The 23,208-nt window shown below is 64.3% G+C and carries 19 protein-coding genes; 17 read left to right on the top strand and 2 right to left on the bottom strand.

Annotated elements, in window-relative coordinates; translation table 11 throughout:
• Positions 1 to 9 precede the first annotated feature (9 nt).
• The 11 genes from RMO51_RS07955 (at position 10) to RMO51_RS08005 (ending at position 14,904) form a co-directional block, all read left to right on the top strand.
• On the top strand, positions 10 to 390 hold the full coding sequence (locus RMO51_RS07955; RefSeq protein WP_310393605.1) for a hypothetical protein: 381 nt from the start codon (positions 10 to 12) through the stop codon (positions 388 to 390).
• Positions 383 to 628 carry a hypothetical protein gene (locus RMO51_RS07960; protein ID WP_310393607.1) on the top strand — a complete coding sequence of 82 codons (246 nt, stop codon included), beginning with the start codon at positions 383 to 385 and terminating at the stop codon, positions 626 to 628. Before RMO51_RS07955 ends, RMO51_RS07960 begins: the two co-directional genes overlap by 8 nt.
• Positions 629 to 647: 19 nt before the next feature.
• Entirely contained in the window at positions 648 to 836 is a 189-nt protein-coding gene (locus tag RMO51_RS07965; RefSeq protein ID WP_310393609.1) for a hypothetical protein, read from the top strand.
• 163 nt (positions 837 to 999) lie between these two features.
• A complete protein-coding gene (locus RMO51_RS07970; RefSeq protein WP_310393610.1) occupies positions 1,000 to 1,656 on the top strand; it encodes a 3-oxoacid CoA-transferase subunit B in 657 nt (218 codons plus the stop codon).
• A 57-nt stretch (positions 1,657 to 1,713) separates the two neighbouring features.
• Positions 1,714 to 2,874: a hypothetical protein gene (locus RMO51_RS07975; protein ID WP_310393611.1), complete on the top strand. Its 1,161-nt coding sequence runs from the start codon at positions 1,714 to 1,716 to the stop codon at positions 2,872 to 2,874.
• A gap of 367 nt (positions 2,875 to 3,241) precedes the next feature.
• Entirely contained in the window at positions 3,242 to 4,783 is a 1,542-nt protein-coding gene (locus RMO51_RS07980; RefSeq protein ID WP_409025037.1) for a GNAT family N-acetyltransferase, read from the top strand.
• 443 nt (positions 4,784 to 5,226) lie between these two features.
• On the top strand, positions 5,227 to 6,612 hold the full coding sequence (locus tag RMO51_RS07985; protein WP_310393614.1) for a hypothetical protein: 1,386 nt from the start codon (positions 5,227 to 5,229) through the stop codon (positions 6,610 to 6,612).
• A 119-nt stretch (positions 6,613 to 6,731) separates the two neighbouring features.
• Positions 6,732 to 7,445, top strand: coding sequence for an SDR family oxidoreductase (locus RMO51_RS07990; protein WP_310393616.1), 714 nt, complete (start codon positions 6,732 to 6,734; stop codon positions 7,443 to 7,445).
• A 481-nt stretch (positions 7,446 to 7,926) separates the two neighbouring features.
• Positions 7,927 to 11,109 (top strand): TonB-dependent receptor, encoded by a 3,183-nt coding sequence (locus RMO51_RS07995; protein WP_310393618.1) that lies wholly within the window; start codon positions 7,927 to 7,929, stop codon positions 11,107 to 11,109.
• A 12-nt stretch (positions 11,110 to 11,121) separates the two neighbouring features.
• The gene (locus RMO51_RS08000) at positions 11,122 to 12,624 is read left to right on the top strand and encodes a RagB/SusD family nutrient uptake outer membrane protein (protein ID WP_310393619.1); all 1,503 of its coding nucleotides are present in this window, start codon (positions 11,122 to 11,124) and stop codon (positions 12,622 to 12,624) included.
• A 243-nt stretch (positions 12,625 to 12,867) separates the two neighbouring features.
• Positions 12,868 to 14,904 (top strand): DUF4394 domain-containing protein, encoded by a 2,037-nt coding sequence (locus tag RMO51_RS08005; protein WP_310393621.1) that lies wholly within the window; start codon positions 12,868 to 12,870, stop codon positions 14,902 to 14,904.
• 75 nt (positions 14,905 to 14,979) lie between these two features.
• Here the strand turns inward: RMO51_RS08005 and RMO51_RS08010 are convergent, their stop codons facing one another.
• Positions 14,980 to 15,720: an RDD family protein gene (locus RMO51_RS08010; protein WP_310393622.1), complete on the bottom strand. Its 741-nt coding sequence runs from the start codon at positions 15,718 to 15,720 to the stop codon at positions 14,980 to 14,982.
• Positions 15,721 to 15,809: 89 nt separating this feature from the next.
• On the bottom strand, positions 15,810 to 16,580 hold the full coding sequence (phhA, locus tag RMO51_RS08015) for a phenylalanine 4-monooxygenase (RefSeq protein ID WP_310393624.1): 771 nt from the start codon (positions 16,578 to 16,580) through the stop codon (positions 15,810 to 15,812).
• 304 nt (positions 16,581 to 16,884) lie between these two features.
• Here phhA and RMO51_RS08020 point away from each other — a divergent pair, with 304 nt between their 5' ends.
• The 6 genes from RMO51_RS08020 (at position 16,885) to RMO51_RS08045 (ending at position 23,116) form a co-directional block, all read left to right on the top strand.
• Positions 16,885 to 17,844 carry a stage II sporulation protein M gene (locus RMO51_RS08020; protein WP_310393625.1) on the top strand — a complete coding sequence of 320 codons (960 nt, stop codon included), beginning with the start codon at positions 16,885 to 16,887 and terminating at the stop codon, positions 17,842 to 17,844.
• A 36-nt stretch (positions 17,845 to 17,880) separates the two neighbouring features.
• Positions 17,881 to 18,879 (top strand): hypothetical protein, encoded by a 999-nt coding sequence (locus RMO51_RS08025; RefSeq protein WP_310393627.1) that lies wholly within the window; start codon positions 17,881 to 17,883, stop codon positions 18,877 to 18,879.
• 112 nt (positions 18,880 to 18,991) lie between these two features.
• Positions 18,992 to 19,861, top strand: a complete 870-nt coding sequence (locus tag RMO51_RS08030) for a DUF4129 domain-containing protein (protein WP_310393629.1) — start codon at positions 18,992 to 18,994, stop codon at positions 19,859 to 19,861.
• Entirely contained in the window at positions 19,861 to 21,426 is a 1,566-nt protein-coding gene (locus tag RMO51_RS08035) for a DUF4350 domain-containing protein (RefSeq protein WP_310393631.1), read from the top strand. Before RMO51_RS08030 ends, RMO51_RS08035 begins: the two co-directional genes overlap by 1 nt.
• A 331-nt stretch (positions 21,427 to 21,757) precedes the next feature.
• Complete coding sequence (locus tag RMO51_RS08040; RefSeq protein ID WP_409025036.1) at positions 21,758 to 22,765, top strand: AAA family ATPase; 1,008 nt, start codon at positions 21,758 to 21,760, stop codon at positions 22,763 to 22,765.
• 27 nt (positions 22,766 to 22,792) lie between these two features.
• Positions 22,793 to 23,116, top strand: a complete 324-nt coding sequence (locus RMO51_RS08045) for a hypothetical protein (RefSeq protein WP_310393633.1) — start codon at positions 22,793 to 22,795, stop codon at positions 23,114 to 23,116.
• Positions 23,117 to 23,208: the final 92 nt, after the last annotated feature.

Below are 23,208 nucleotides of genomic sequence, written 5' to 3' on the forward strand. Positions count from 1 at the left end.
ACTGGAGCTATGCGAGTTGCACTGCGTATCCGCCTGATGCTGGCGCTACTGGTGTTGCTGCTGGCGCTGCTGCCGGTAGCTTTCGGGGTGTATATCAACGAAACCGGCCCGGCGCCAACCACCGCCCGGCTGGCTGGCCGCTGCTCACGCTACTGCGAGGCGTACGGCTGCCCGCACGCCACGCCGGCCAACAGTCCGGCTTATTTTCGGCTGCGGCCGCTGTTTGTGGCCACCATCAAAGGCCTGATGGGTGGCGGCCGGGCGTGGTATGCGGCCGTCAACATTGCTTTTTACCTTGTGTTGATTCCGCTCTTGCTGCTGGGCCTCACCTATGGGGCACTGCGCAACGCGGTGCTGATTCGGCAACTTAAAGCGCTGCGCCGTGAATAGTTTGCTGACGTGGGGCGCCCGTTTCATTCGTTTTGCGTTTTGGTACTGCACCGATTTCATGGTGAATCTGGCCAACCGCGTGCACACTTCCTACAACGAAGCCAATACCTGGGTACTATTGCTGCTGATTCCCGGGCTGCTGGTGCTGCTGGTTGGCGTGCGCATCGTGCAGTGGTTTCAGCTGCGCCGCCTCATGGCTGGCCGCCGTGCGCCTCTTTCCATCTCCAAACCTTCATAGCTAACCAGCATCCTATTCCATGACCTTACGCAAAAACTCCCTCGCGCTGCTCCTGTTGCTGAGCGGCTACGGCGCTGGGGCCCAGGTGACGGCACCCGCCCGCAAGGCATCTACCCAGAAATACCCCAACACCACCGGCGGCGACCTGGCCAGCAAATTCAAAACCGCTGTTTACCAGACGTTCTGGTCGGCTGAAGCAGTCAAATAGCCCGTCGTGCCGAGCGCAGCCGAAGCATCTCGCGTGTGATGGTGACTCAATCGTTCGATAGTGCGAGCGAGGTGCCTCGGCTGCGCTCGGCATGACGTTCCTTTTGCTCATTGTTAATTGCTCATTGTTAATTGTTAATTGCTCATTGTTAATCGAATAACCCATGCTCGACAAACACGGCATCGCCCGGCGCATCGCCCAGGAAGTGAAAGACGGCTCCTACGTCAACCTCGGCATCGGGATTCCCACGCTGGTGGCCAACTACATTCCAGCCGGCATCAATGTGGAGCTGCAATCCGAAAACGGGCTGCTCGGCATGGGCCCCTTCCCCACCGAGGACCAGGTGGACCCCGACCTCATCAACGCCGGCAAGCAGACCGTGACCACCCTGCCCGGCTCCAGCCTCTTCAGCTCCGCCGACTCGTTTGCCATGATACGCGGCGAGCACGTGGACCTGACCATTCTCGGGGCCATGGAAGTTTCGGAGCGCGGCGACATCGCCAACTGGAAAATCCCTGGTAAGATGGTGAAGGGCATGGGTGGCGCCATGGATTTGGTGGCTTCCGCCAAGAACATCATCGTGGCCATGCAGCACGTGGCCAAGGACGGCTCCAGCAAGCTGCTGGCCGACTGCACGCTGCCCATCACGGGCCTGCGCTGCGTGAAGAAAATCGTGACCGAGCTGGCCGTGTTCGACGTGACGCCCGACGGCTTCGTGCTGCGCGAGCGGGCGCCCGGCGTGAGCGTGGCGCAAATCGTGGCCGCCACGGCGGGCCGGCTGGTAGTGCCGGCGGGCGAAGTGCCGGAGATGACGGTTTAAGGTTCGGTGCCAGCGGTTACGGTGCGTACCTTCGTTTTGCTTCAACGTCATGATTTTATGCGCCATATAGTTACCCTCTTCCTGCTGGCCGCCGCGCCCGCGCTGGCCCAAACCACCTCGCCGGTCATCGACCGGACGGACATGCCAACAGTCACGACCGCGGCGCCCGTCGACTCGCTGCGCCTGAGCGTGGCCAGCCCGGTGCTGCCGGCCAGCGCCCCGCCCCTGACCCAGCGCGGCGCCAACCAAACCTGGAACTACGCCGGCCTGCTGCCCCTGACCCAGCGCGTGGAGCGCTACGTGAGCGTGGCCGCGGCCGGGGGCACCTACCAATTCACCTTCGGCACCCTGGGCAACGCCGCCAACCGCGCCACCGTGGCCGCGTCCCAGACGCTGCCGGTGCCGCCCGGGGTCACCGTTCCCTTTTCCGACCCCTACCAGTTTTTCGGCGTGTCAGCGGCCGCCGCGGCCGCGCAGGACTTTCGCTCGGTGGGCTACGGCGCCAGCCTGACGGGATTCCCGGTGCCCATTCCCGTCACCTACGCCAGCGCGGCCGAGCAGGACGTCATTTACCGCTTTCCGCTCGGCTTCGCCAGCCCCGCCGATTCCAGCGACTCGTTCTTCGCCATCAGCGCGCCGGGCGTCGGCTACCTCAGCCAGCGGCGCCGCCGCGTGAACCAGCCCGATGCCTGGGGCACGCTCACCACGCCTTTCGGCACGTTCCAGGCGGTGCGGCTCGTGGCCAAGCTCACCGACCACGACAGCGTGGCGTTTGGGGCCGCGCCCGGCCAGGGCCTTGATTTGCCGGTGCGCCGCGAGTACAAATGGCTCGCCAAAGGCCAGCACGTGCCGCTGCTCACCATCACCACCACCGTGCTGGCCGGCCAGGAAACCGTGACCGGCGTGGAGTACCGCGACAGCTACCGCCGCATCGTGCGCCTGGCCACCCGCGACGCGGCCACCGATGCCGCGCTGGCAGCCTTCCCCAACCCTTCGGCCGTGGGCAGCCCCTTGTTGTTGAGCGTGCCGGCCGGAAGCGGCCCGCTCACGGTGTCGGCCACCGATTTGGTGGGGCGGCAGCTGTTTCGGCGGGCGTTTGGCCACCACTCGGGCACGCTGAGCGTGGGCGCCGAAGCCTTTGGCGCCTTCCGCGGCGTGGCCCTGCTGACCGTGACCACGAGCCGGGGCACGGCCACGCGGCGGGTGGTGCGGGAGTAATTTCGAATAATTCCGCACCGTTCTGGCCGGTTCTTCGTTTGACTACCCGTTGGCGACCTGTGCCAACGGGTATTTTTACGGGTAATTTTGACGGGCCGCCCCGACGCGCGGGCCCTCGTTCAGCACCCATTTCCACCGCCGCATCTTTTCCAATTATATGGCCACTCCTTCCAACGGCAAGTCCACTGCCGCTTCTTCTTCCAACGGCAAAGCTGCTCCCGGCGGCGCGCACGCCAAAAAAGTGGGCAAGCCCGGCTCCGCCCTGGTCGCTTCGCCCGCCGAGCGCCTGACGCCCACCGCCGTGCCGGCCCACAAGCTGGTGCTGCGCACGCTGCGCCGCTCCGACTTCAAGACCATCAAGGACATCATGGACCAAGTGTACTCCAACATGGAGGGCGCCTGGTCGGCCGACGAGTTCAGCGCCCTGCTGCGCAAGTTCCCGGAGGGCCAGATTGGCATCGAGGACAACGGCCGGCTGGTGGCCGCCGCCCTGGCCATCATCGTGGACTACGCCAAGTACGGCGACAAGCACACCTACGCCAAAATCACGGGCAACGGCAAGTTCGACACCCACGACGCCGACGGCGACACGCTCTACGGCGTCGACGTGTTCGTGGACCCGGAGTACCGCAGCCTGCGCCTGGGCCGCCGCCTCTACGACGCCCGCAAGGAGCTGTGCGAAAACCTGAACCTGCGCGCCATGGTGGCCGGCGGCCGCATCCCCGGCTACGCCTCCTACGCCGACGAGATGACCCCGGCCAAGTACGTGGAGATGGTGCGCAACAAGGAGCTGGTCGACCCCATCCTGACCTTCCAGCTCTCGAACGAGTTTTACGTCCGCAAAATCATCCGCGGCTACCTGCCCTACGACTCCGAGAGCAAGGCCTACGCCACGCTGCTGGAGTGGATTAACGTGTACTACGAGGAGGAAGAAAAGCTCATCGGCAACCAGAAGTCCAACGTGCGCATCGGCATTGTGCAGTGGCAGATGCGCGCCACCCGCAGCCTGGAGGACTTGTTGCAGCAGATTGAGTTTTTCGTGGACACGGTGAGCGGCTATAAGGCCGACTGCGTGATGTTCCCGGAGTTTTTCAACGCCCCGCTCATGGCCCTGACCAACGAGGACTCGCCGGCCGTGGCCATCCGGGCGATGGCGGCGTTTTCGGAGCCCATCAAGGCCAAGATGATGGAGCTGGCCGTGAGCTACAACATCAACATCGTGGCCGGCTCGATGCCGGTGTACGAGGAGGGCAAGCTGTTCAACGTGGCCTACCTCTGCCGGCGCGACGGCACCGTGGACGAGCAGTACAAGCTGCACGTGACGCCCGACGAGGCCAGCTACTGGGGCATGCGCGGCGGCGACAAGCTGGTGTGCTTCGACACGGACTTCGGCAAAATCGGCATCCTGGTGTGCTACGACGTGGAATTCCCGGAGCTCTCGCGCATGCTCAGCGACGAGGGCATGAAAATACTGTTCGTGCCCTTCTGGACCGACACCAAGAACTCCTACCAGCGGGTGCGCATCTGCGCCCAGGCCCGGGCCATCGAGAACGAGTGCTACGTGGCCATCACCGGCTCGGTGGGCAACCTGCCCCGCGTCGAGAACATGGACATCCAGTACTCCCAGAGCGCGGTGTTCAGCCCCTCCGACTTCGCCTTCCCGCACGACGCCATCGTGGCCGAAGCCACCCCGAACACCGAGATGACCCTGATTGCCGACCTCGACCTGAACCTGCTCAAGGACCTCAACACCAGCGGCGCCGTGCGCAACCTGCGCGACCGCCGCAAGGACCTGTACTCGGTGAGCTGGGTGATGAAAAAAGCCACCGAGCGCGACGACGAGCTGCTGGAGCAGGGCGCCGAGCGCCTGCCGCGCACCAGCCGCCGCAAGGCCATCGCGGCGGGGTAGCGCCGGGGCCCGGAGCCGCGGCTTCAATTGAAGACCCTTGCTTTCGACGGAAGCGAGGGTCTTTTTTTTGTTGCTACTTGCGGCAACGCCGCTACTTGGTGGGCCCGGCTGCGCTTCGCCGTTATCTTTTTGAGAAAGATTACTGTCTTTTTCAAAAAGATAGTAATCTTTTCGCGAGGCAGCTACCGGGCTTTCCTGCGCCCTGCATAGCCTGGGCGAAAAGCTTGCCGGGGCGAAAGACCACCTTTGCGTTGTTAACGAGGGCGACCACGAGCGCCTTGTAGCCAGCCGCTCAACCATTGCATCCAACCCTTTTTTTGCTTTTACTCTCAAGACCTGTTCCTGAATTAGGAAAACCAAAAGACGGTCATGCAGAGCGCAGCGAAGCATGACGTTCAGCTTCCTTAATTCAGGAACAAGTCTTTACTCTTACTTCGAGTCTTATGAAACAAGGTCATACTTCATGGGCATACGCCTGGCTGCTTGCCGGACTGCTGGCGCTGGGCCCGGGGACCGGGCGGGCGCAGACCGTGCTGGTGGGCGCCTCGCGGACCTACCCCACGCTGCGCGCGGCCGTCAATGCCGGGGCGGTCGTGTCCGGCGCCACGGTGCGGATTGACGACGGCACCTACGCCGACGTCTGCATCATCCGCGGGCTCGCGAATGTCACCATCACCAGCGCCTCCGGGCGGGCGGGCGGGGTCGTGTTCGACAACGCCGGGCTGGGCAACCTGGCGCTGGGCGGCAAGGCCATCATCGTGGTCAGCAACAGCCCCGGCTTCGCGGCCGTCGGCCTCTGGTTTAAGAACGCGGGGCTGGGCGGCAGCGCCGGCGTGGCGCAGCAGGGGCTGGGCGCGGGCAACCAGGCCGGGCTGCGCTTCGAGGACCTGACGAGCGCCGGCACCGCGCGGGTGAGCTACTGCGCGTTCGACGGCTGCGTGACGGGAATTTTCGCGGCGCCCAACGCCAACCAAAGCCTGGTCATTGACCACTGCGATTTCGGGTACGAGCGGCCCAACGGCCAGGCGCAGGACGGCTATTCCCACGACGCGTACCTGGGGGAAATCCGCGCGCTCACCTGCGTCGACAACCACTGGTACGGCGACCCGTACGCCAACAACTGCAAGACGCGGGCGGCCACCAACACCATCAGCGGCGGCTACAACGCCAACAGCAACGGCCGGTGCGTGGAGCTGCCCTCGTGCGGGAATTACGCCATCACGGGCGGCATCTATGTGGGCGCCGGGCGGGGCCAGCAGCCCTTCGCCTACGGCGCCGAAAACCAGAACAACGGGACTTTCAGCGGCACCATCAGCGGCATCACGCTGCGCATCGGCGTGACCAACGCCACCATCTGGAACAACGCCGCCGGCACCATCATGGCCTTCAGCGGCACCACCCAGGAATGGTACGGCACGGGCACCATCCCGTTGATTCTGCGCGGCCCGGGCGCCATCACCGGCCTGGCGACTTCGGGCCCGGCCCGGGCGCCGGCCCTGCCCGCCGCGCCGGGCCCGGTTTCGGGCATCGGGGGCGGCCCGTTGGCGGCGGCGGTGGGCGCGCCGGCCAGCGCGGGCTTCGCCGTGTACCCCACGCGGCTGGGGCGGGGCGCCCCGCTGCGCTATACCCTGCCGGGTGCCGCCCCGGCCGCCGGGGCTGCGCTGGAACTGGAAGTATGGGCCCTCACGGGCCAGCGCCTGGGCGTGCACCGCCTGGGGGCCGGGGCCACGGGTGCGGTTGACTTGCCCGCCCTGCCGGTGGGCGGCTACCTGGCTTGCCTGCGCCTGTCCGATGGGCGCCGGCTCACGGCCCGCTTCGGCGTGGAGTAGCGGGCCGATGCCGCCGCCGGTCGCGGCCTGTTCTTAACGCATGCTTTGCCACCGGCGCGCACTTTCCCGTAAGTGATAACCCAACTTCCCATCTCCCCCTTCACTTCCTCCCTAAAAACATGCGCGTTTTCATCACCGGGGCCAACCGGGGCCTGGGCCTCGAACTTACCCGCCAGTACCTGGAGCGCGGCGACCAGGTGTTTGCCGCCAGCCGCCAGCCCGCGGACGCCACCGACTTGCAGCAGCTGCACCAGCGGTACGCCGACCGCCTCGTGCTGCTGCCGCTCGACGTGGCCAGCGCCGACTCCATTGCCGCCGCCGTGCAGGCCGTCAGCGCTGCCACCGCGGGCCTTGACGTGCTCATTAACAACGCCGGGGTGTACCCGCACGCCGGCTCCGGCGACGCCCACCAGCGCCTGGGCCACCTCACCCACGACGACGCCATCGAAACCATGCAGGTCAACGCCATTGGGCCGCTGCTCGTGGCGCAGGCGCTGCTGCCGCTGCTGCGCGCCGGCCAGAAGGGGCGCATCCTGAGCATGTCGTCGGGCCAGGGCTCCCTCACCTGGAAGGCCACCGGCGACCCCTACCACTACAGCGCCAGCAAGGCCGCCCTGAACATGTACATGCGCAGCCTGGCCGCCGACATCGGCCACCAGGGCCTGATTTCGGTGATTGTGGACCCGGGCTGGATGCGCACCGACATGGGCGGCGAGGCCGCCACCCAGGAGCCCGCCGACTCGGCCCGCGGCATCATCCGCCTGGCCGAGCAGCTGCACGCCGAAGAAAACGGCAGCTTCGTGACCTGGCAGGGCCAGCCCGTGCCCTGGTAGTCCCAGCCCCGGCAATGACGCAACTGCTTCCTTTTTAGTCAGCAGCAGATTACCTCCCAGAAAGAAGAGGAACAACCCTAATAAAATTCGCAGACCCATTCAGTTGAGCAATCAACGAACGGGCCTGCTTTTTTACGTCCATCGAGTGCTTGTTCGGTCGGCGCGTTTTGCACCATTGTGGCAACGCATGTGAACAATTACAACCGTCGCGTGGGGTCCTCTACGAGTTTAGACCATGACGCTCGTGCCTTGCAAGCCCCCGTTGTGGAATCTGACGCCCTGCATAGTAAAGAGCCCTTCTCTAAAAATCCTCAGAAATCTACGAAGAAATCTGACATTTTAGATGCTCTTTTTCTAAATCATATACCTTTTCAACCGGCTCATATGTGTTTTTTAGCCCTTTACTACTACATTCGCTTATTCACTCATCACCGCATAAATTCTCAGCAGCATGAACAAAACTTTACTATCATTCTTCTTTATGGTCTTCGCCTTCTGGGCGCATGACCTACGGGCGCAGGATCGAACGGTTACTGGCACCGTGCTTGGCTCCGATGGCGTGGCAATCCCCGGGGTTACGGTAATCGTGAAAGGGGGAAAACAAGGAACCTCGACCGACTCCGAGGGCAAGTACAGCTTGTCGGTACCGGCAACGGCTACCACGCTGGTCTATTCCTTCGTCGGCTACGACAGCAAGGAAGCCGCCATTGGCAGCGAATCGAATATCAACATCAGTCTAAAGGTGAATACCACCGGTCTGGATGAAGTGGTGGTGGTAGGCTACGGCACGCAGCTACGGCGCGACCTGACGGGCAACGTGGCCACCATCAGCGGCAAGGAGATTGCCACGGCCCCAGTGCAAAGCTTCGACCAAGCCCTGCAAGGCCGGGCCCCCGGCGTCAACATCACCACTCCCAACGGGGTGCTCAACAACCCGCCCGTCATCCGCATCCGCGGGGTCAATTCGATTACCCTAAGCTCGGCCCCCCTGGTGGTTATCGACGGCATTCCGGCGTTCAGTGGCAACTCCTCGGCCGTGGGCAGCGTGCCCAACAACCCGTTGAGCAACCTCAACCCGGCCGACATCGAAAGCATGGAGGTGCTGAAGGATGCCTCGGCCACGGCCATCTACGGGTCGCGGGCCGCCGGCGGGGTCATCCTGGTCACCACTAAAAAAGGCCGCCGGGGCCAGAGCAAGCTCAGCTACGACACCTGGGCGGGCTGGTCGAAACCCGTGCGCCTCTACGAGGTGCTGGGCGCGCAGGACTACGTCAACATCAAGAACGAAGCCGTGCGCAACCTGAACGCTAACCGGATAGCCATTACTCCGCCCGGTGCGCCGGCCCCAGTCCTCAATGTGGAGGGCTTCAAGCTTGAAGATGCCGATGGCAACGCCGCCGACACTCGCTGGTATGACTACATCTACCGCACGGGCTTCTCGCAGTCGCACAACCTGAACTTTTCGGGCGGCACCGACAAAACCACCTACTACACGTCGGTGGGCTACACCACCCAAAAAGGCATGCTGGAGCGCAACGAATTCCAACGCGTCTCGGCCCGCCTGAATCTGGACCACAAAGTGTTCGACCGCCTCTCGGTGGGCATGAACGTGGGCTACTCCAATTCCAAGAACTCGTCGCCCAACTCAGGCTCGGTGGGCGACGGCGCCTTTGGCACGGGCGGCCTGGGCCGCATCCCGCTGGTGCTGCCGCCCAACGTTGCCCCTTACCGGCCCGACGGCACTTTCAACACGAGTAGCAGCGGGACCCTGGGAGCGGGGCCCAACACCAACCCCACCACCGGCGCGCCGCTGGTGACCAACTTCTATAACCCCGTGGTGGAGTTGAATAAAAATTATTTCACCTCCGATGGCAACGAGATTCAGGGCAGCGTGTTCGCCAATCTGGAAGTGGCGAAGGGCCTGAGCCTGCGCACCAGCTACGGCATCAACAACATCTTGTTCGAAGACAAGTCGTTTGCCGCTTCAACTTCCGGCGAGGGCTTCACGGCCGTCGGCTCAGCCAGCAACTTCTACCGCACCAACCGCCGCTGGAACTGGCAGAATACGGCCCAGTACGACCACACGTTCGGCGACAAGCACAATCTTTCGCTGCTGCTGGGCAACGAGCAGCAGGCCACGAACATCCTGCGTTCGGGCGCAACCCGCACCGGCGTAGCGGACCCGTTTTTCACTACCTACGAGGGCAACTTCACCAACGTGGCCGTGGCGGGCAACTTTCAGGGCGTTAATTACCTGGTGTCGTTTTTTGGACGGATGAACTACAATTTCAACCGCAAATACCTGGCCACGGTTAACGTGCGCCGCGACGGCTACTCGGCCTGGGCCAAGAAGTTTGGCAACTTCTACGGCGCCTCGCTTGGCTACGTGGTGTCGGAGGAAGAATTCTGGAAGAATTCTTCGTTTGCCCAGGCCTTCTCCTTTCTGAAGCTGACGGGCAGCTTCGGCAACGTGGGCAACAACCAAGGCATCGGAGACTTTGCCTCGCTGCAAACGTACGGCTCGGGCCTGTACGGGGCCAATGCCACGCTGTTCTACAGCGGCGCTGGCGACCCGGACCTGACCTGGGAAACTAGCAAGAAAACCGACGCGGGCCTCTCGTTCGGCTTCCTGCAGGACCGCCTGCGGGGGGATTTTGCCTATTACCGCAACCTCGTGGACGGGCTGATTCTGGACGTACCCCAGGCTCCGTCGAAGGGCATTCCGAACGACCCTCGCAACACCATTCCCGGGAACGTGGGCTCGATGCAGAACAGCGGCGTCGAACTCAACCTTTCCTTCAACGCCATTCAGAACAAGGCCTTCACCTGGACGGTGAGCGGCAACGTGACCACGCTCAAGAACCGCGTGCTGGCCCTGGCCTTCGAAGGGCAGCGCATCGGCACGGCCACTTCGGGCCTTGAAACTGCCAACTTCACGGAAGTGGGGCGCTCGGTCGGTGACATCCTGGCCGTGCCCACGCTGGGCATCAACCCGGCCAACGGGCAGCGCTTGATTCAGAAGGCCGACGGCACCGTGGTGCAGTACAACCACCTGGGCACCACCGGCCCGGGCTCGACGGGCTGGACCACCCTGGATGGCCGAAACACCACGGCCCCCAGCCAATTAGAGGACGGGGTGTACTACGGGCCCACCCTGCCCACCTTCTACGGCGGGTTCGACAACACCTTCCGCTATCTGGGCTTCGACCTGGGCGTATTCGTGCAGTTTTCGGGCGGCAACTACATCTACAACGGCTCGAAGGCCGGCCTGCACGACCAGCGTTTTTGGAACAACGAAAAGGATATTCTGGAGCGCTGGACCACCGAAAACACCGACAACGCCAAGTGGGCGCGGGTGGTGTTCGGCGACAACGTCTCGAATGGTTCCACCTTCGTAATGTCGCAGAACGTGGAAAAGGGCGATTTCGCCCGCCTGCGGCAGGTGTCGCTGGGTTATTCCTTCACCCAGGGAATGCTTGAGCGCGTGAAAGTGGCCAACGCCCGCCTGTACGTGCAGGTGCAAAACGCCGCGCTGCTGACCAACTACTCAGGCATCGACCCAGAGATTTCCAGCAACGGGTCCAACAACACCGGCTCGGGCGTCGACCGCAACTCCGTGGGCCAGGCGCGCACCTTCACCGTGGGTTTCAACATTGGCTTTTAAATCCCTCATTTGATGAAGACCCTATTATCTAAAAAGACCCTCGCGGCGGCGTGCGCGGCGCTCCTGGCGCTGGGCACCGCCTCTTGCCAGAACGATTTGCTCAACCCCGAACCCCTCACCCTGCTCTCCGACAAAGTGGTGTTTGAAACACCCGAGCGCATTGCATTGCAGGTCAATGGCCTGTACCGCTTTGTGAAGACGGGGGGATTTTTGGGCGGCCGGTTCCAGATTTTCAACGACATCCGGTCCAACGAGTTCATCAACCGCACGTCGAACGGCGTGACGGGCCAAAGCGTTTGGAACCACACCCTGACCGAGGCCTCGCAGAACGACGTGGTCACGATTTGGACCAACGGCTACGCGGCCATCAATCAAATCAACGTGTTTCTGGACGGCATGGACGCCAACGCCGCCAAGTTTGTGGCGCCCGTGTTCCCGGCCACCTTTGCCACCACGGCCACCAACTACCGGGCCGAGGCCCGGCTGCTGCGGGCCCTGTGCTACTATTCGCTGCTGCAGCTGTACGCCCGGCCTTATACCGATGGCAACGGCATCAAACCCGGCCTCCCGCTGCGCCTGAAGGGCGAAACCGATGACCTCAACAACGACTTGGTCCGCAGCTCGGTAGCCGAAGTGTACACTCAGATTCTCGACGACCTAAAGTTTGCCGAGGACAACTTGCCCCTGACGAATAGTGCCTCCAACGTAACCCGGGCCCACCGCAACACGGCCATCGCCCTGAAAACGCGGGTGTACCTGAGCATGGGCCGCTACGGCGACGTGATTACGGAAGCCAACAAAATAGTGTCCACTGCGGCGCCCTTCGTGGCTCCCACCGGCGTGCGCCACGCCCTGAGCCCCTCGATTGCCGATGTGTTTGCGCCGTCGCAGGAAACGTTGGAAACCATTTTAGCTTTCCCTTTCACTGCGCAGGACGGGCCCGGCGTGCAGAACCAACTCGCGTTTTATTACCTGTCCGCGCCGGGCGGCAACGGCGAATACAGCCTGAACGGAGCCGCAGGCGGCATTTTAAACAACCCCGGCTGGGCCGCTACCGATGCCCGACGCACGGCGTTCGTGTTCACGGCCGGCACCGAATCGTTTATTCGGAAGTATCCCAGTGGCGGCAATAGCGCGGTCCCGTATTCTGACAAGGCCCCGGTGATTCGCTACGCGGAGGTACTGCTGAACCTAGCCGAAGCACGGGTGCGCTCCACCAACACGGTGGACCCGCAGGCCCTGCTGCTGCTGAACGCCGTCCGCGGCCGGTCCTTTGCGACCGGAGTGTACACGGCCGCCGGCCTGGGCTCAGTGGGTGCCCTGACCGATGCCTTACTTCTGGAGCGGCGCATCGAGTTTCTGGGCGAAGGCATTCGCAACATCGACCTGATGCGCCTCAACGCCGTTATTCCGGGCAAGGGAGCGGTGCCCGCCATCGACCCGGCCAATCCGGCCTACATATGGCCCATCCCATCCACGGAGTTGGCCACGAATGCCCTCATGACGCGCAACTAACCGGCGGCAGAGACTGATTCAAACATTGTAAGAAAGCGGCTTGTCCAGGAGGGCAAGCCGCTTTTGTTATGTATGGCGAGCGAAAAAGCTACCGGAGCCGGAAAACGCTGCTACCTAGTTACCTTGGATTCTGCGCACATCAAGCCCTGAACCGACATTAAAATTTGGTTAACCCCAATCTGCATTGCCACGAGCGTCGTAATCCCACTAAGTTCTGTTTCATCTTTCACTCCATTTATTCTCATGCAACGTAATTCTACTTCCCTGCGGCTAGCTGCCGCGGCTGGTTTGCTTCTGCTGGGCGCGCCGGCCGCCCGGGCCCAAACGGTGTACGGGCTGCTCGCCACTCCCGCCGCCACGCAAAGCCTCGTCTCGTTCAGCGCTGCGGCGCCGGGCACGTTCACGGCCACGCTCCCGATTACGGGGCTTACGGCCGGCCAGACCTTGGTTGGGCTTGACTCGCGGCCGAACACGGGGCAGCTGTTTGCGCTGGGCTACAACCCCACCGGCACCCAGGCGCAGCTCTACACCCTGAGCCCTACCACCGGCGCCCTTACCGCTGTGGGCGCGGCGCTGACCCTGAACCTGGGTACCATCACCAACCGCATCGGCTTCGATTTTAACCCCACCGTGGACCGCATCCGGGTGACGGGCAGCGGCAACACCAATTTCCGCCTCAACCCCAACAACGGCGCCCTCGCGGCTACGGACCTGGCCCTCAATTACAACCCCGGCAACACCACTTCCACGCCCGCCGTCCCGGCGGATGTTAACGCTGGCCAGACGCCCGTCATCGGCAGCGTGGCCTACGCCAACTCGTTCATCGGTGCCACCGCCACGGTGCTCTACGACATCGACGAAGCCAAAAGCCTCTACGCCACGCAGAACCCGCCGAACGACGGCGTGCTCAACAGCCGCTCGACCCTGGCGGTGAGCACGGCCGCGGCCCTGGCCACCGATTTGGACATCTACTTCAACCCCACCACCCGCGTCAACAACGCCTACCTGACCATTGCCACCGGCACGGCGGCCACCCCCGCCACGCAACTTTACACCCTGGACTTCATGACCGGGGCCAATCAGACGGCCGTGGGCGCCATTGGCCCCGTGGGCAGCTTGGTTACCGACATTGCTTTTGCCATTGACCGGCCCGCCACCCTGCCGGCCGTGACCGGCAACCTGGCCTACGCGCTGGCCGGCACCAACCTGCTCACGTTTGACACCGCCCTGCCGACCCTGATTCGCACCTCAGTGGGCCTCGCGGGCCTGCCCGCCGACCAGACGCTGGTGGGCATCGACGTGCGGCCCGCCACCAACGTGCTCTACGGCCTGGGCTACCGCCTGACCGACCAGACGGCCCAGCTCTACACCCTCAACGCTGCCACGGGCGTTGCCACGCCCGTGGGCCCGGCCGTGGCGCTGGCCCTGGGCACGGCCGCCACGGATGCCATCGGCTTCGACTTCAACCCCACCGTGGACCGCATCCGGGTGGTGGGCTCCAACCGCGCCAACTTCCGCCTCAACCCCAACGACGGCGCCCTGGCCGCCACCGACGGGCAGATTAAGTACAACCCCGGCAACGCCACCTCCACGCCCGCCGTGCCGGCCGACCCCAATGCTGCGGCCACGCCCGCCATTGCCACGGTGGCCTACACCAACAGCTTCGCGGCCGCCAACATGGCGTCCGGCACCACGCTCTACGACTACGACCGCGCCCTGAACGTGCTCTCGGCCCAGAACCCGCCCAACGACGGCACCCTGAACACCATCGGCAGCTCGGGCCTGACGCTGAACGCGGCGCCCAGCGTGAGCCTCGACATCTACAGCCCCGCCGCCGGCACCAACACGGCGTACCTGGTGGCCAACAGCGCGGCTTCGCCCAGCAGCACGCTCTACACCGTGGACCTGGCCACCGGCGCCACCACTTCGGTGGGCGCCATCGGCAACGGCCTGACGGCCCGCGACATTGCCGTGGCTGCCGCCACGGGCGTGGTGACGGGCGTGCGCGAACGCGCCGACCTGGCCTCGGGCATGAGCGTGTACCCCAACCCGGCCAAGGGTAACCCCCGCGTGGCCTTCACCCTGGCCCGTGCCGGCCGCGTGGAGCTGAGCGTGTTCGACGCCCTGGGCCGCCGCGTGGCCACCCAGACCTCGGCCCTACTGCCCGCCGGGGCCCAGGCCCTGCGCCTGGAAGCCGGCAGCGTGCAGCCCGGCCTGTACACCGTGCGCCTCACCGTGAACGGGCAGGCCGCCGCCAGCCGCCAGTTGGTGGTGGAGTAGTAGCCTCGATGCAAAAAGCCCTGCCTGAATGTTCGGGCAGGGCTTTTTTGTGCGAAACACCCGATGAAGACGTGATTACTGGTGGGCCAGGTGGGCGTGGTCGCGCAGCACGGTTTGCAGAAAGGGGCCGTCCTGCAGGTCGGTTTGAATGCCGGTGAGGAGCTTAACCTTGTTGGCGACCTGGTTGAGTACTTCGTAGTTGCCGCGGGCGCGGGCTTGCTGCATCAACTGGCGCACCAGGGCCACGTCGTGGTCGGCAAGCAGGGCGGCCTGCGGGAACACCACCTGGTAATCGGTCAGGTCGCCGAGGGCCGGGGCCAGCGGCGTGCCGTGCCCGGGGCGGGGGCGCACGCTCACCACGGTGGTGCCGGCGGCCAGGTCGCCGAGGCGCTGCCCGCGCCCGTTGGCCGCAATGGTGATGATGGCCACCAGCCCGCCCACCACCGGCAGGCCCGTGTCGACGATGCGCAGGAGCCAGCGCAGCAGGTAGTCGCCCAGGCCGGGGGCGGTGCCGTCCAGGCGCATCACCCGGATGTCGCGGGCTTTCTTGCCGATGCTCTGGCCGTTGAAGAACACCTCGCACACCAGGTTGTAGAAGACGTAGGGCACGGCGATGAGGATGACGAGCACTACTACCGCCGGGCTGCTTCCGTTTTGTCGAAATCCGACAAAGCTGCCGAACAGTAAAAAGCACGCCATCACCCACGCCACCAGCACGAGCGTGTCGATAATGGCCGCCACGATGCGCTCGCCCAGGCTGGCGACTTCGTACTCAAGCGTGACGTTCTGGGCCGTGTGGACGCGGATGGTGGCCATGGGAAAAGCGGAATTACAACCGGGAAAAACGGGAAATCAAGGCGCTAAGCTAACACGCGGCCGGTGCCGCGCTGGCGGCTGGGGCGGCTTTATTCCCCGGCTTCGGCCAAAGCCAGCAGGCGGGTCAGCTCGGCTTCGAGTACGGGCACGGAGGCGGCCAGCTGCTCGTACGAGTCGATGACGAAGTACACGTCCTGCATCCGGTCCTTCACGTAGGGCGTGGCCAGGATGGCGGCCACGTCGAAGGGGCGCCGGGCGGGCGCGGCACTCAGGCAAAACTCGGTTTCGCCGGCCGACGACAGGATGCCCGCCCCGTAGATGCGCAGGCCGCCATCCTCAGCAATGAGGCCGAACTCGACCGTGAACCAGTAGAGGCGCGAGAGCAGCTCCACGGCGTAGGCGTCGTGCAGGTGGCGCAGGGCCAGGGTGCCCACGGCCTGCAGGAAATCGGCAAAAAACGGGTCGGTGAGCAGCGGCACGTGGGCAAACACGTCGTGGAACATGTCGGGCTCTTCGAGGTAGTCGAGCTGGGCCGGGGTGCGCAGCCAAGTGGTGGCCGGAAAGCGCCGGGCCGCCAGCAGCTCGAAGAACGTGCGGTCGTCGACGATGCCGGGCACGGCCACCAGGCGCCAGCCGGTAGCCTGGTCCAGCAGCGGGTTCACGGCGGCAAAGTCGGGGATTTGTTCGGCCCGGAAGTCGACGCGCGGCAGGCCTTCGAGGAAACGGCCAGAGGCCACGGCGGGCAGCACCCGCATCTGGCGCGCAAATAGCGTGTGCCACACCCACTGGTCGTCGGCGGTGTAGCGGGCGTAGTCTTGTTCGAGGGCAGCGAAGGGAGCGGCGGGGGAAGGGTGGTTCATGAAGGCGAAAAGTGAGTTTGGGGTGAGAACAAAAAAGCGTGGGATTGGGATATAAAAGAAATTGCCCGCTTCCGGGGCGGGAAGCGGGCAATTGCTGGCGTTGCAATTCGGGAGGGCCGGAACTAGCCGGGCCACGCCAGGGCCGCTTCGCACCGGGTGGGCGCGTAGTTGCAATAGCGGTAATAGCGGCGGGCGAAGGCGGCGGACATGCGGCAAATATAGCCCCCGAACGCAAACTGGCAACCCCGCCGGGTAGGACTTGCCCGCCGCGGCTTCCTATCTTTAAGGCCTACAATTCCGAGCCATGCGAGAAGCCGTTTTTCTGCGCCAGAACCAGGCGCGCTGGCAGCAGTACGAGCAGCACGCCGCGGCCGGGCCCGACGAGCTGGCCGCCCGCTTCGTGGCCCTCACCGACGACCTGGCCTACGCCCAAACGTTCTACCCCGCCTCCCCCACCACGGCCTACCTCAACGGCCTGACCGGCAAGCTGCACCAGCGCCTCTACGCCAACAAGCGCCAGGCCGGCGGCCGCTTTGCCCGGTTCTGGGCCGTGGAGCTGCCGCTGGTGGTAGCCCGGCACCACGGCACGCTGGCCGTCACGGCGCTCCTCTTCGTGCTATTCACGGGCCTGGGGGCGCTGTCGGCGGCCTACGACGACTCCTTCGTGCGGGTGGTGCTGAGCGACGCCTACGTGAACCAGACCATCGAGAACATCCGCAAGGGCGACCCCATGGCGGTGTACAAGCAGGAGGGCGAAACGCTGATGTTTCTGGGCATCACGGCCAACAACATTTACGTGGCCCTCAGCATTTTCACGCTGGGCGCCACGCTGGGCGTGGGCACACTGGTGCAGATGTTCCGCACCGGGCTCATGCTGGGCTCGTTCCAGTACTTCTTCTACCACTACCACGTGCTCCAGGCTTCGGTGCTCACTATCTGGATACACGGCACGCTGGAGATTTCGGCCGTCATCGTGGCCGGGGCCGCGGGCTTCGTGATGGCACGCGGCATCCTGTTTCCGGGCACCTACAGCCGGGCCGAAGCCTTCCGCCACGGCGCGCGCGACGGCCTAAAGATGGCCATTGGCCTGGTGCCGATTTTCGTGGTGGCCGGCTTCCTGGAAGGGTTCGTGACGCGCCACACCGAGATGCCCGTGGCGGCCAGCCTGGCCATCATCGGCACTTCAGCGGCGTTCATTGGGTGGTATTTCATTCTCTACCCCCGGCAGTTGGTGCGCCGGCTGGGGGCGGCTCCGGCGCAGTAGCTACGAACAGGAATTCCTCTTTTCACCATCAACGGTATGCAGGCAAAAAGCGCGTTCACCCGGGAGGCCGAGTATCGGCGGGAGCGGGATTTCGGGGCCAAAGTCGGGGCCACGTTCGAGTTCGTAGCGGCGCAGTTTCGGCCGCTGGTGAAGTGCCTGGCGTATTTCGTGCTGCCCGGCGCCCTGCTGGGGGGCATCGGCCTGGGGTTGTTCATGGACAACTTCCTGGCCCTGATGCCCAAGCCGGGCGACCAGGCCGCGAACTCGGCCCGGCTGGCCCAGAGCTTCGCCACCAACACCTTTTTCACCGGCACCTCCTTGCTGGGCATCGGCTTGTCGGTAGTGGGCTTTCTGGTGGCGTTTCTGCTGCTCTCGGGCACCGTCTACGGCTTCGTGCGGGTGCGCATGAGCACCCCGCCCGACGAAGCCGTGCAACCGGCGCAGGTGTGGGCGTTCGTGTGGCCGCGGCTGGGGCGCGTGGTGGGCGCCTGGGTGGTGTTGAGCCTCGTTTCGGTGCTGGGCATGAGCATTGTGGGCGGCCTGCTGGCGCTGCTGGGCCCGGGCTTCGTGGTGCTGATGTTCTTTCCGCTGGTGTGGGTGGCGGTGTGCCTCACGCTGTACTTCCCGGCCCTGTGGATGGAGGACGGCGGCATCCTGGCGGCGCTGCGGCGCTCTTTCTACCTGGTGAAAGGCAAGTGGTGGTCCTCCTTCGGGCTGTATATGATAATGGCGCTCATCACGGGCATCATCAACTACGTTTTCATCATTCCTTTTTACGGGTTGATGGTGGTGCGAATGCTCAAAATCCCCGGTTTCGACTCGGAAATCCTGAGCGTGGCGGCCATGAGCATTTACGCGTTGGGGTGGATTTTTACGGCGGTGCTGCCGCTGGTGGCCATGCTGTTCCAATACTTCAACCTCGTGGAGCGCAGGGACGGCGTGGGCCTGCGCCTGCTGGTGGACTCGCTGGGCCAAACTGCCGCCCCGCAGGTAAGCAGCGCCACCTACCGCCCCGACGAAGAAGGCGAATATTAGAAGCAGCGGGGCCCGGTACGCGGCACTCAACCCAAAACGGGCTCACTGGCGGCACTTGGCCCTCCCCCCGAAAGTAGCTTTGCACAGATTACCAGAAATTGTCCTTTGCGGCGTGCGCGGATTCCTACCTGAGATTGTGCTGAATAACGGGGCCGGGCCAGGCAAACTGGCCCGACTGGCGCGGCTGGTCTTGTGCCTGGCCGTGGCCGGAGTGCCCGCCCGCGCCCAACCCGCGCCTGCTCCTGCCCCAGCCCAGCCAGCCGCGCCCGTCGCCGAGCGCGCCCCACGCCCGCGGGCCCTGCCGCCCGACCGCAACACCGCCCTGCCCCCGCGCCGGGCCGACGCCGCGCGCCTGCGCGCGCTGGCCGCCCAACGTGAGTTCCGCTACGTGGAGCCCAATGCCAGTACCGATGCCTGGGACGCGTTTTGGGCGCGGCTGTGGCGCTGGCTGCGCGAGTTGCTGCGCACCCCCACTGGCCGCTTCACCGGCAAATACGGGCTCTACGTGGCCGTGGTAGTGGCCCTGGTGTACGCCGTGCTGAAGCTTCTGCAAGTGGACATCACCGGCGCGTTCGGGCGCGCGGCCCGGCGCAATCCGCTGGCTTACGACACTACTTCGGAGAATATCCACGAAGTGGACTTCCGGGTCCGCATCGCCGAAGCCGAAGCGGCCGGCAACTTCCGCCTGGCTACCCGCCTGGGCTATTTGGAGGTGCTCAAGCAGCTCACCGACCGCGGCCTCATCCACTGGCAGCCCGACAAAACCAACCACGCCTACCTGGCCGAGCTAACCGCCGGGCCGCTGCGCGACGCCTTTCGCGCCGCCACCCGCGAGTTTGAGTACGTGTGGTACGGGGAATTGCGCCTCAACGCCGCCCTCTACCAGCAGGCCCGGGCCAGCCAACGGGCCGTGAGCGGGCCGCTGGCGACCGGCCGGCCCGCGGCGCCCGCCGTAATTGCTTCCAACGCCCAGCCCGCCTGATGCCCCAGCTCACCACGTTTCGCCTCTACCTGCTGGGGATAGCGCTGCTGTTTGCGGGCTACGTTGCGCTGGAATACAACCGGCCCAAGCCCTTGGACTGGAACCCCAGCTACGCCAACAAGGACAAGATTCCCTACGGCACCTACGCGCTCTACGACCAGCTCCCGCGCCTGCTCGGCACCGACTCCGTCGAGGCCGTGCGCCTGCCCATCTACAGCCAGCTCACCGGCCTGAGCTTGGATGACATTTCTGAAGAGGACACCGACGGCGAGGACGAGCCGGCAGGCGGGGATTCCACCGAAGTGGCGGCGGCCTCCGACTCAACGGCTGCCGCCGGGGCGGACGGCGCCACCGCCACAACTGCCACGGGGGACACCGCCGCCACGGAAGAAGCGACCGGACCCGCCCAGACCGATGGGCAAGAAACTGTCGGAACCAATGACGCCGCAGATGCTGCCGGGCCGCAAGCCACCGACAGTTCTCCAGCCGGAAGCGAAGCCGGGCAAGTTGCCAGTGAAGCCGACGAAGCGGCCGATGAGGATGACCGCGACAATCGCCCCACAAATATGCCCTTGCGCTCCGGGCAGGCCAACTACCTCTTCGTCAACCAAGGCTTCGAGCTGAGCCGGCCCGACGCCCTGGCCCTGCTGCAATTCGTGGCCCGCGGCAACGACGCCTTCGTGGCCGCGCAGGAATTCAGCGGCGCCCGCGGCCTGCTACGCGACAGCCTGGGCTTCACGGTGGAGGACATGGACTTGGTCACCCACCAAAGCTCCAAGGGCCTGCCCGTCGTTGACTCGGTGGACCTGCGCTTCAGCAATCCGGCGCTAGCCGGGGCCGGCATTCGCCTGCCGGGCACCGGCGCGGAGCAGCGCCTCGTCGTCGATTCGGGCCGGGTGGGGCGCACCTTGGCCACCGATGCGCGGGGCCGAGCCGTATTTATCCAGCTTGATTACGGCCGGGGCCATTTTTACATCTGCACCGCGCCCCTCGCCTTCACCAACTACTACCTGCTGCGGCCCCGCAGCACGGCGTTTGCGTCGGCGGCTCTGACCTACCTGCCCGCCCGCCGCACCTGGTGGGACGAGTACCAGAAGCAGGGCCCCATAGGCGAGCAGTCGCTGCTGCGGGTGGTGATGGCCCACGACGCCCTGCGCACGGCCTACTACCTGATTTTGGCCGGCGGCCTGCTGTTCGTGCTGGTAGAAGCGCGCCGCCGCCAGCGCATCATCCCCACGCTCCGGCCGCTACCCAACACCACGCTGCTCTTTACGCGCACCGTTGCCAGCCTCTACCGCCAGGGCAGCAGCCACGCCCTCATCGCCGAGAAAAAAGTCGGCTTGTTCATGGATTACCTGCGCACCCGCTTTCAGGAAACCAACCCCGATTTTGGCGACGCCGACTTCCGCGAGCGGCTCAGCCAGAAATCGGGCTTGGCCCGGCCCCGGGTTGACGAGCTGCTGCGGCTGGTCAACTTCGCCCGCACCGCCCCCCAAATGAACGACCGAGAGCTGTTATTGCTCAGCAAGGCGCTGAGTGACTTCAAGCAGGAAGTGAACCGCTGAAAATCATTTTGCACTGTACCCAGAAAGCATGTTTCGCTCAAATTGTATTATCCCACTAAAGTAGCTGTAAGCTTCGGCTGGGCCCTTTTTTAACGGATTTTCCCGCTGATTTTCTGCTTCGACCCGAATATCCGCACTCCTGCCATCGCCCTAATTTATGGAAAACGATAATTTCAACCCCACGCCCGGCCCAGCTTCCGCGGAGCCCAAGCACAATCTGGCTCCTGCTGATGGTGAAGCACGGAACGGAGCCCCCGACGAAGCCGCCCCGCTGGGGATGGGGAATAGCCCGACGCCGGCCGCCGCAGAAACTTCCGTTACCCCAGATGCCGTGGCTCCCGAGACTGTTGAAAATCCAGTTGCCCCTGAGCCCGCGTTTGCCCCGCGCACCGACTTCGCCCGCCTCACGGCCCAGACCGACGCCATCCGAGGCGAAATCGGGAAAATCATTGTCGGGCAGCAGGACTTGCTGGAGTTGCTGCTCACCGCCGTGCTCGCTGATGGGCACGTGCTGCTGGAAGGCGTGCCGGGCGTGGCCAAAACCCTCATGGCCAAGCTGCTAGCTCGCACGCTGGAAGTGCCCTTCAGCCGCATTCAGTTCACGCCCGACTTGATGCCGTCCGACGTGCTGGGCACGTCGGTGTTCCGGCAGAACAAGGCCGACTTTGAGTTTCGGCCCGGCCCCATCTTCGCCAGCGTGGTGCTGATTGACGAGATAAATCGGGCGCCGGCCAAGACGCAGTCGGCGCTGTTTGAGGTGATGGAGGAGCGCACCGTGACCCAGGACGGCACCACCTACCCCATGCAGGAGCCCTTCCTGGTGCTGGCCACCCAGAACCCCATCGAGCAGGAAGGCACCTACCGCCTGCCCGAGGCCCAGCTCGACCGCTTCCTGTTCAAGCTGCACGTGGGCTACCCCACCCTGGCCGAGGAGGTGCAGATACTCAGCGGCCACCACGCCGGCCGCGGCAGCACCCACCTCGAAGCCGTGCAGCCCATTCTGAGCGCCGCCGACCTGCACGCCCTGCGCCAGCAAGTGCGCCAGCAGCGCGTGGAAGCCAATATTTTGGACTATATCGCCAAGCTGGTGGGCCAGACGCGGGCGCACAAGTCCTTGTATCTGGGCGCTTCGCCCCGCGCCTCGCTGGCCCTGCTCAACGGCGCCAAGGCCCTGGCCGCCCTGCGCGGCCGCGATTTCGTGACGCCTGAGGACGTGCAGTTTCTGGCCCCCAGCGTGCTGCGCCACCGCATCATGCTCACGCCGGAGCGCGAGATGGAAGGCGGCACGCCCGATGAGGTGGTGAAGCAGATTATGCAGCAAATCGAAGTCCCAAGGTAGAATTTTCACTATTTAACTCTACCTACCATGCATCCTAGCACTGAAGCCACCAATCAGCATCTGCAAAACTGTTTATTAGGCGCTTGTGTAGAAAGCTTTGGCTTGACGCATCAAGTATTGACGTTGACATTCAGGGATAGCAACACTGACGACCACACTCTCTGGATACAAACTGATGTTACTGCTAATACCACAGCTTTTGATGACCTGTCGATTGATGACACAGCTCGGGCATTATTACTGTTCAATAACGTGAATTTGCAAAAGGTCATCGCCATTTCCTGCACTGACGAAGGGGACTTAGAGGGTGTTTGGGATAATATGCACGGGCAAATAAAAACGAGCCAGTAAGTTGCGTTGGGAGTTCCTAGGCTCCCGGACGCATTATGGTTGACGGCTATCAACCCCTTACTGACTCGCAGTGGCAAGTTATGCAGCCGCTG

Origin of the sequence: Hymenobacter sp. (assembly GCF_031398885.1) — a bacterium.
Lineage (GTDB): Bacteria > Bacteroidota > Bacteroidia > Cytophagales > Hymenobacteraceae > Hymenobacter.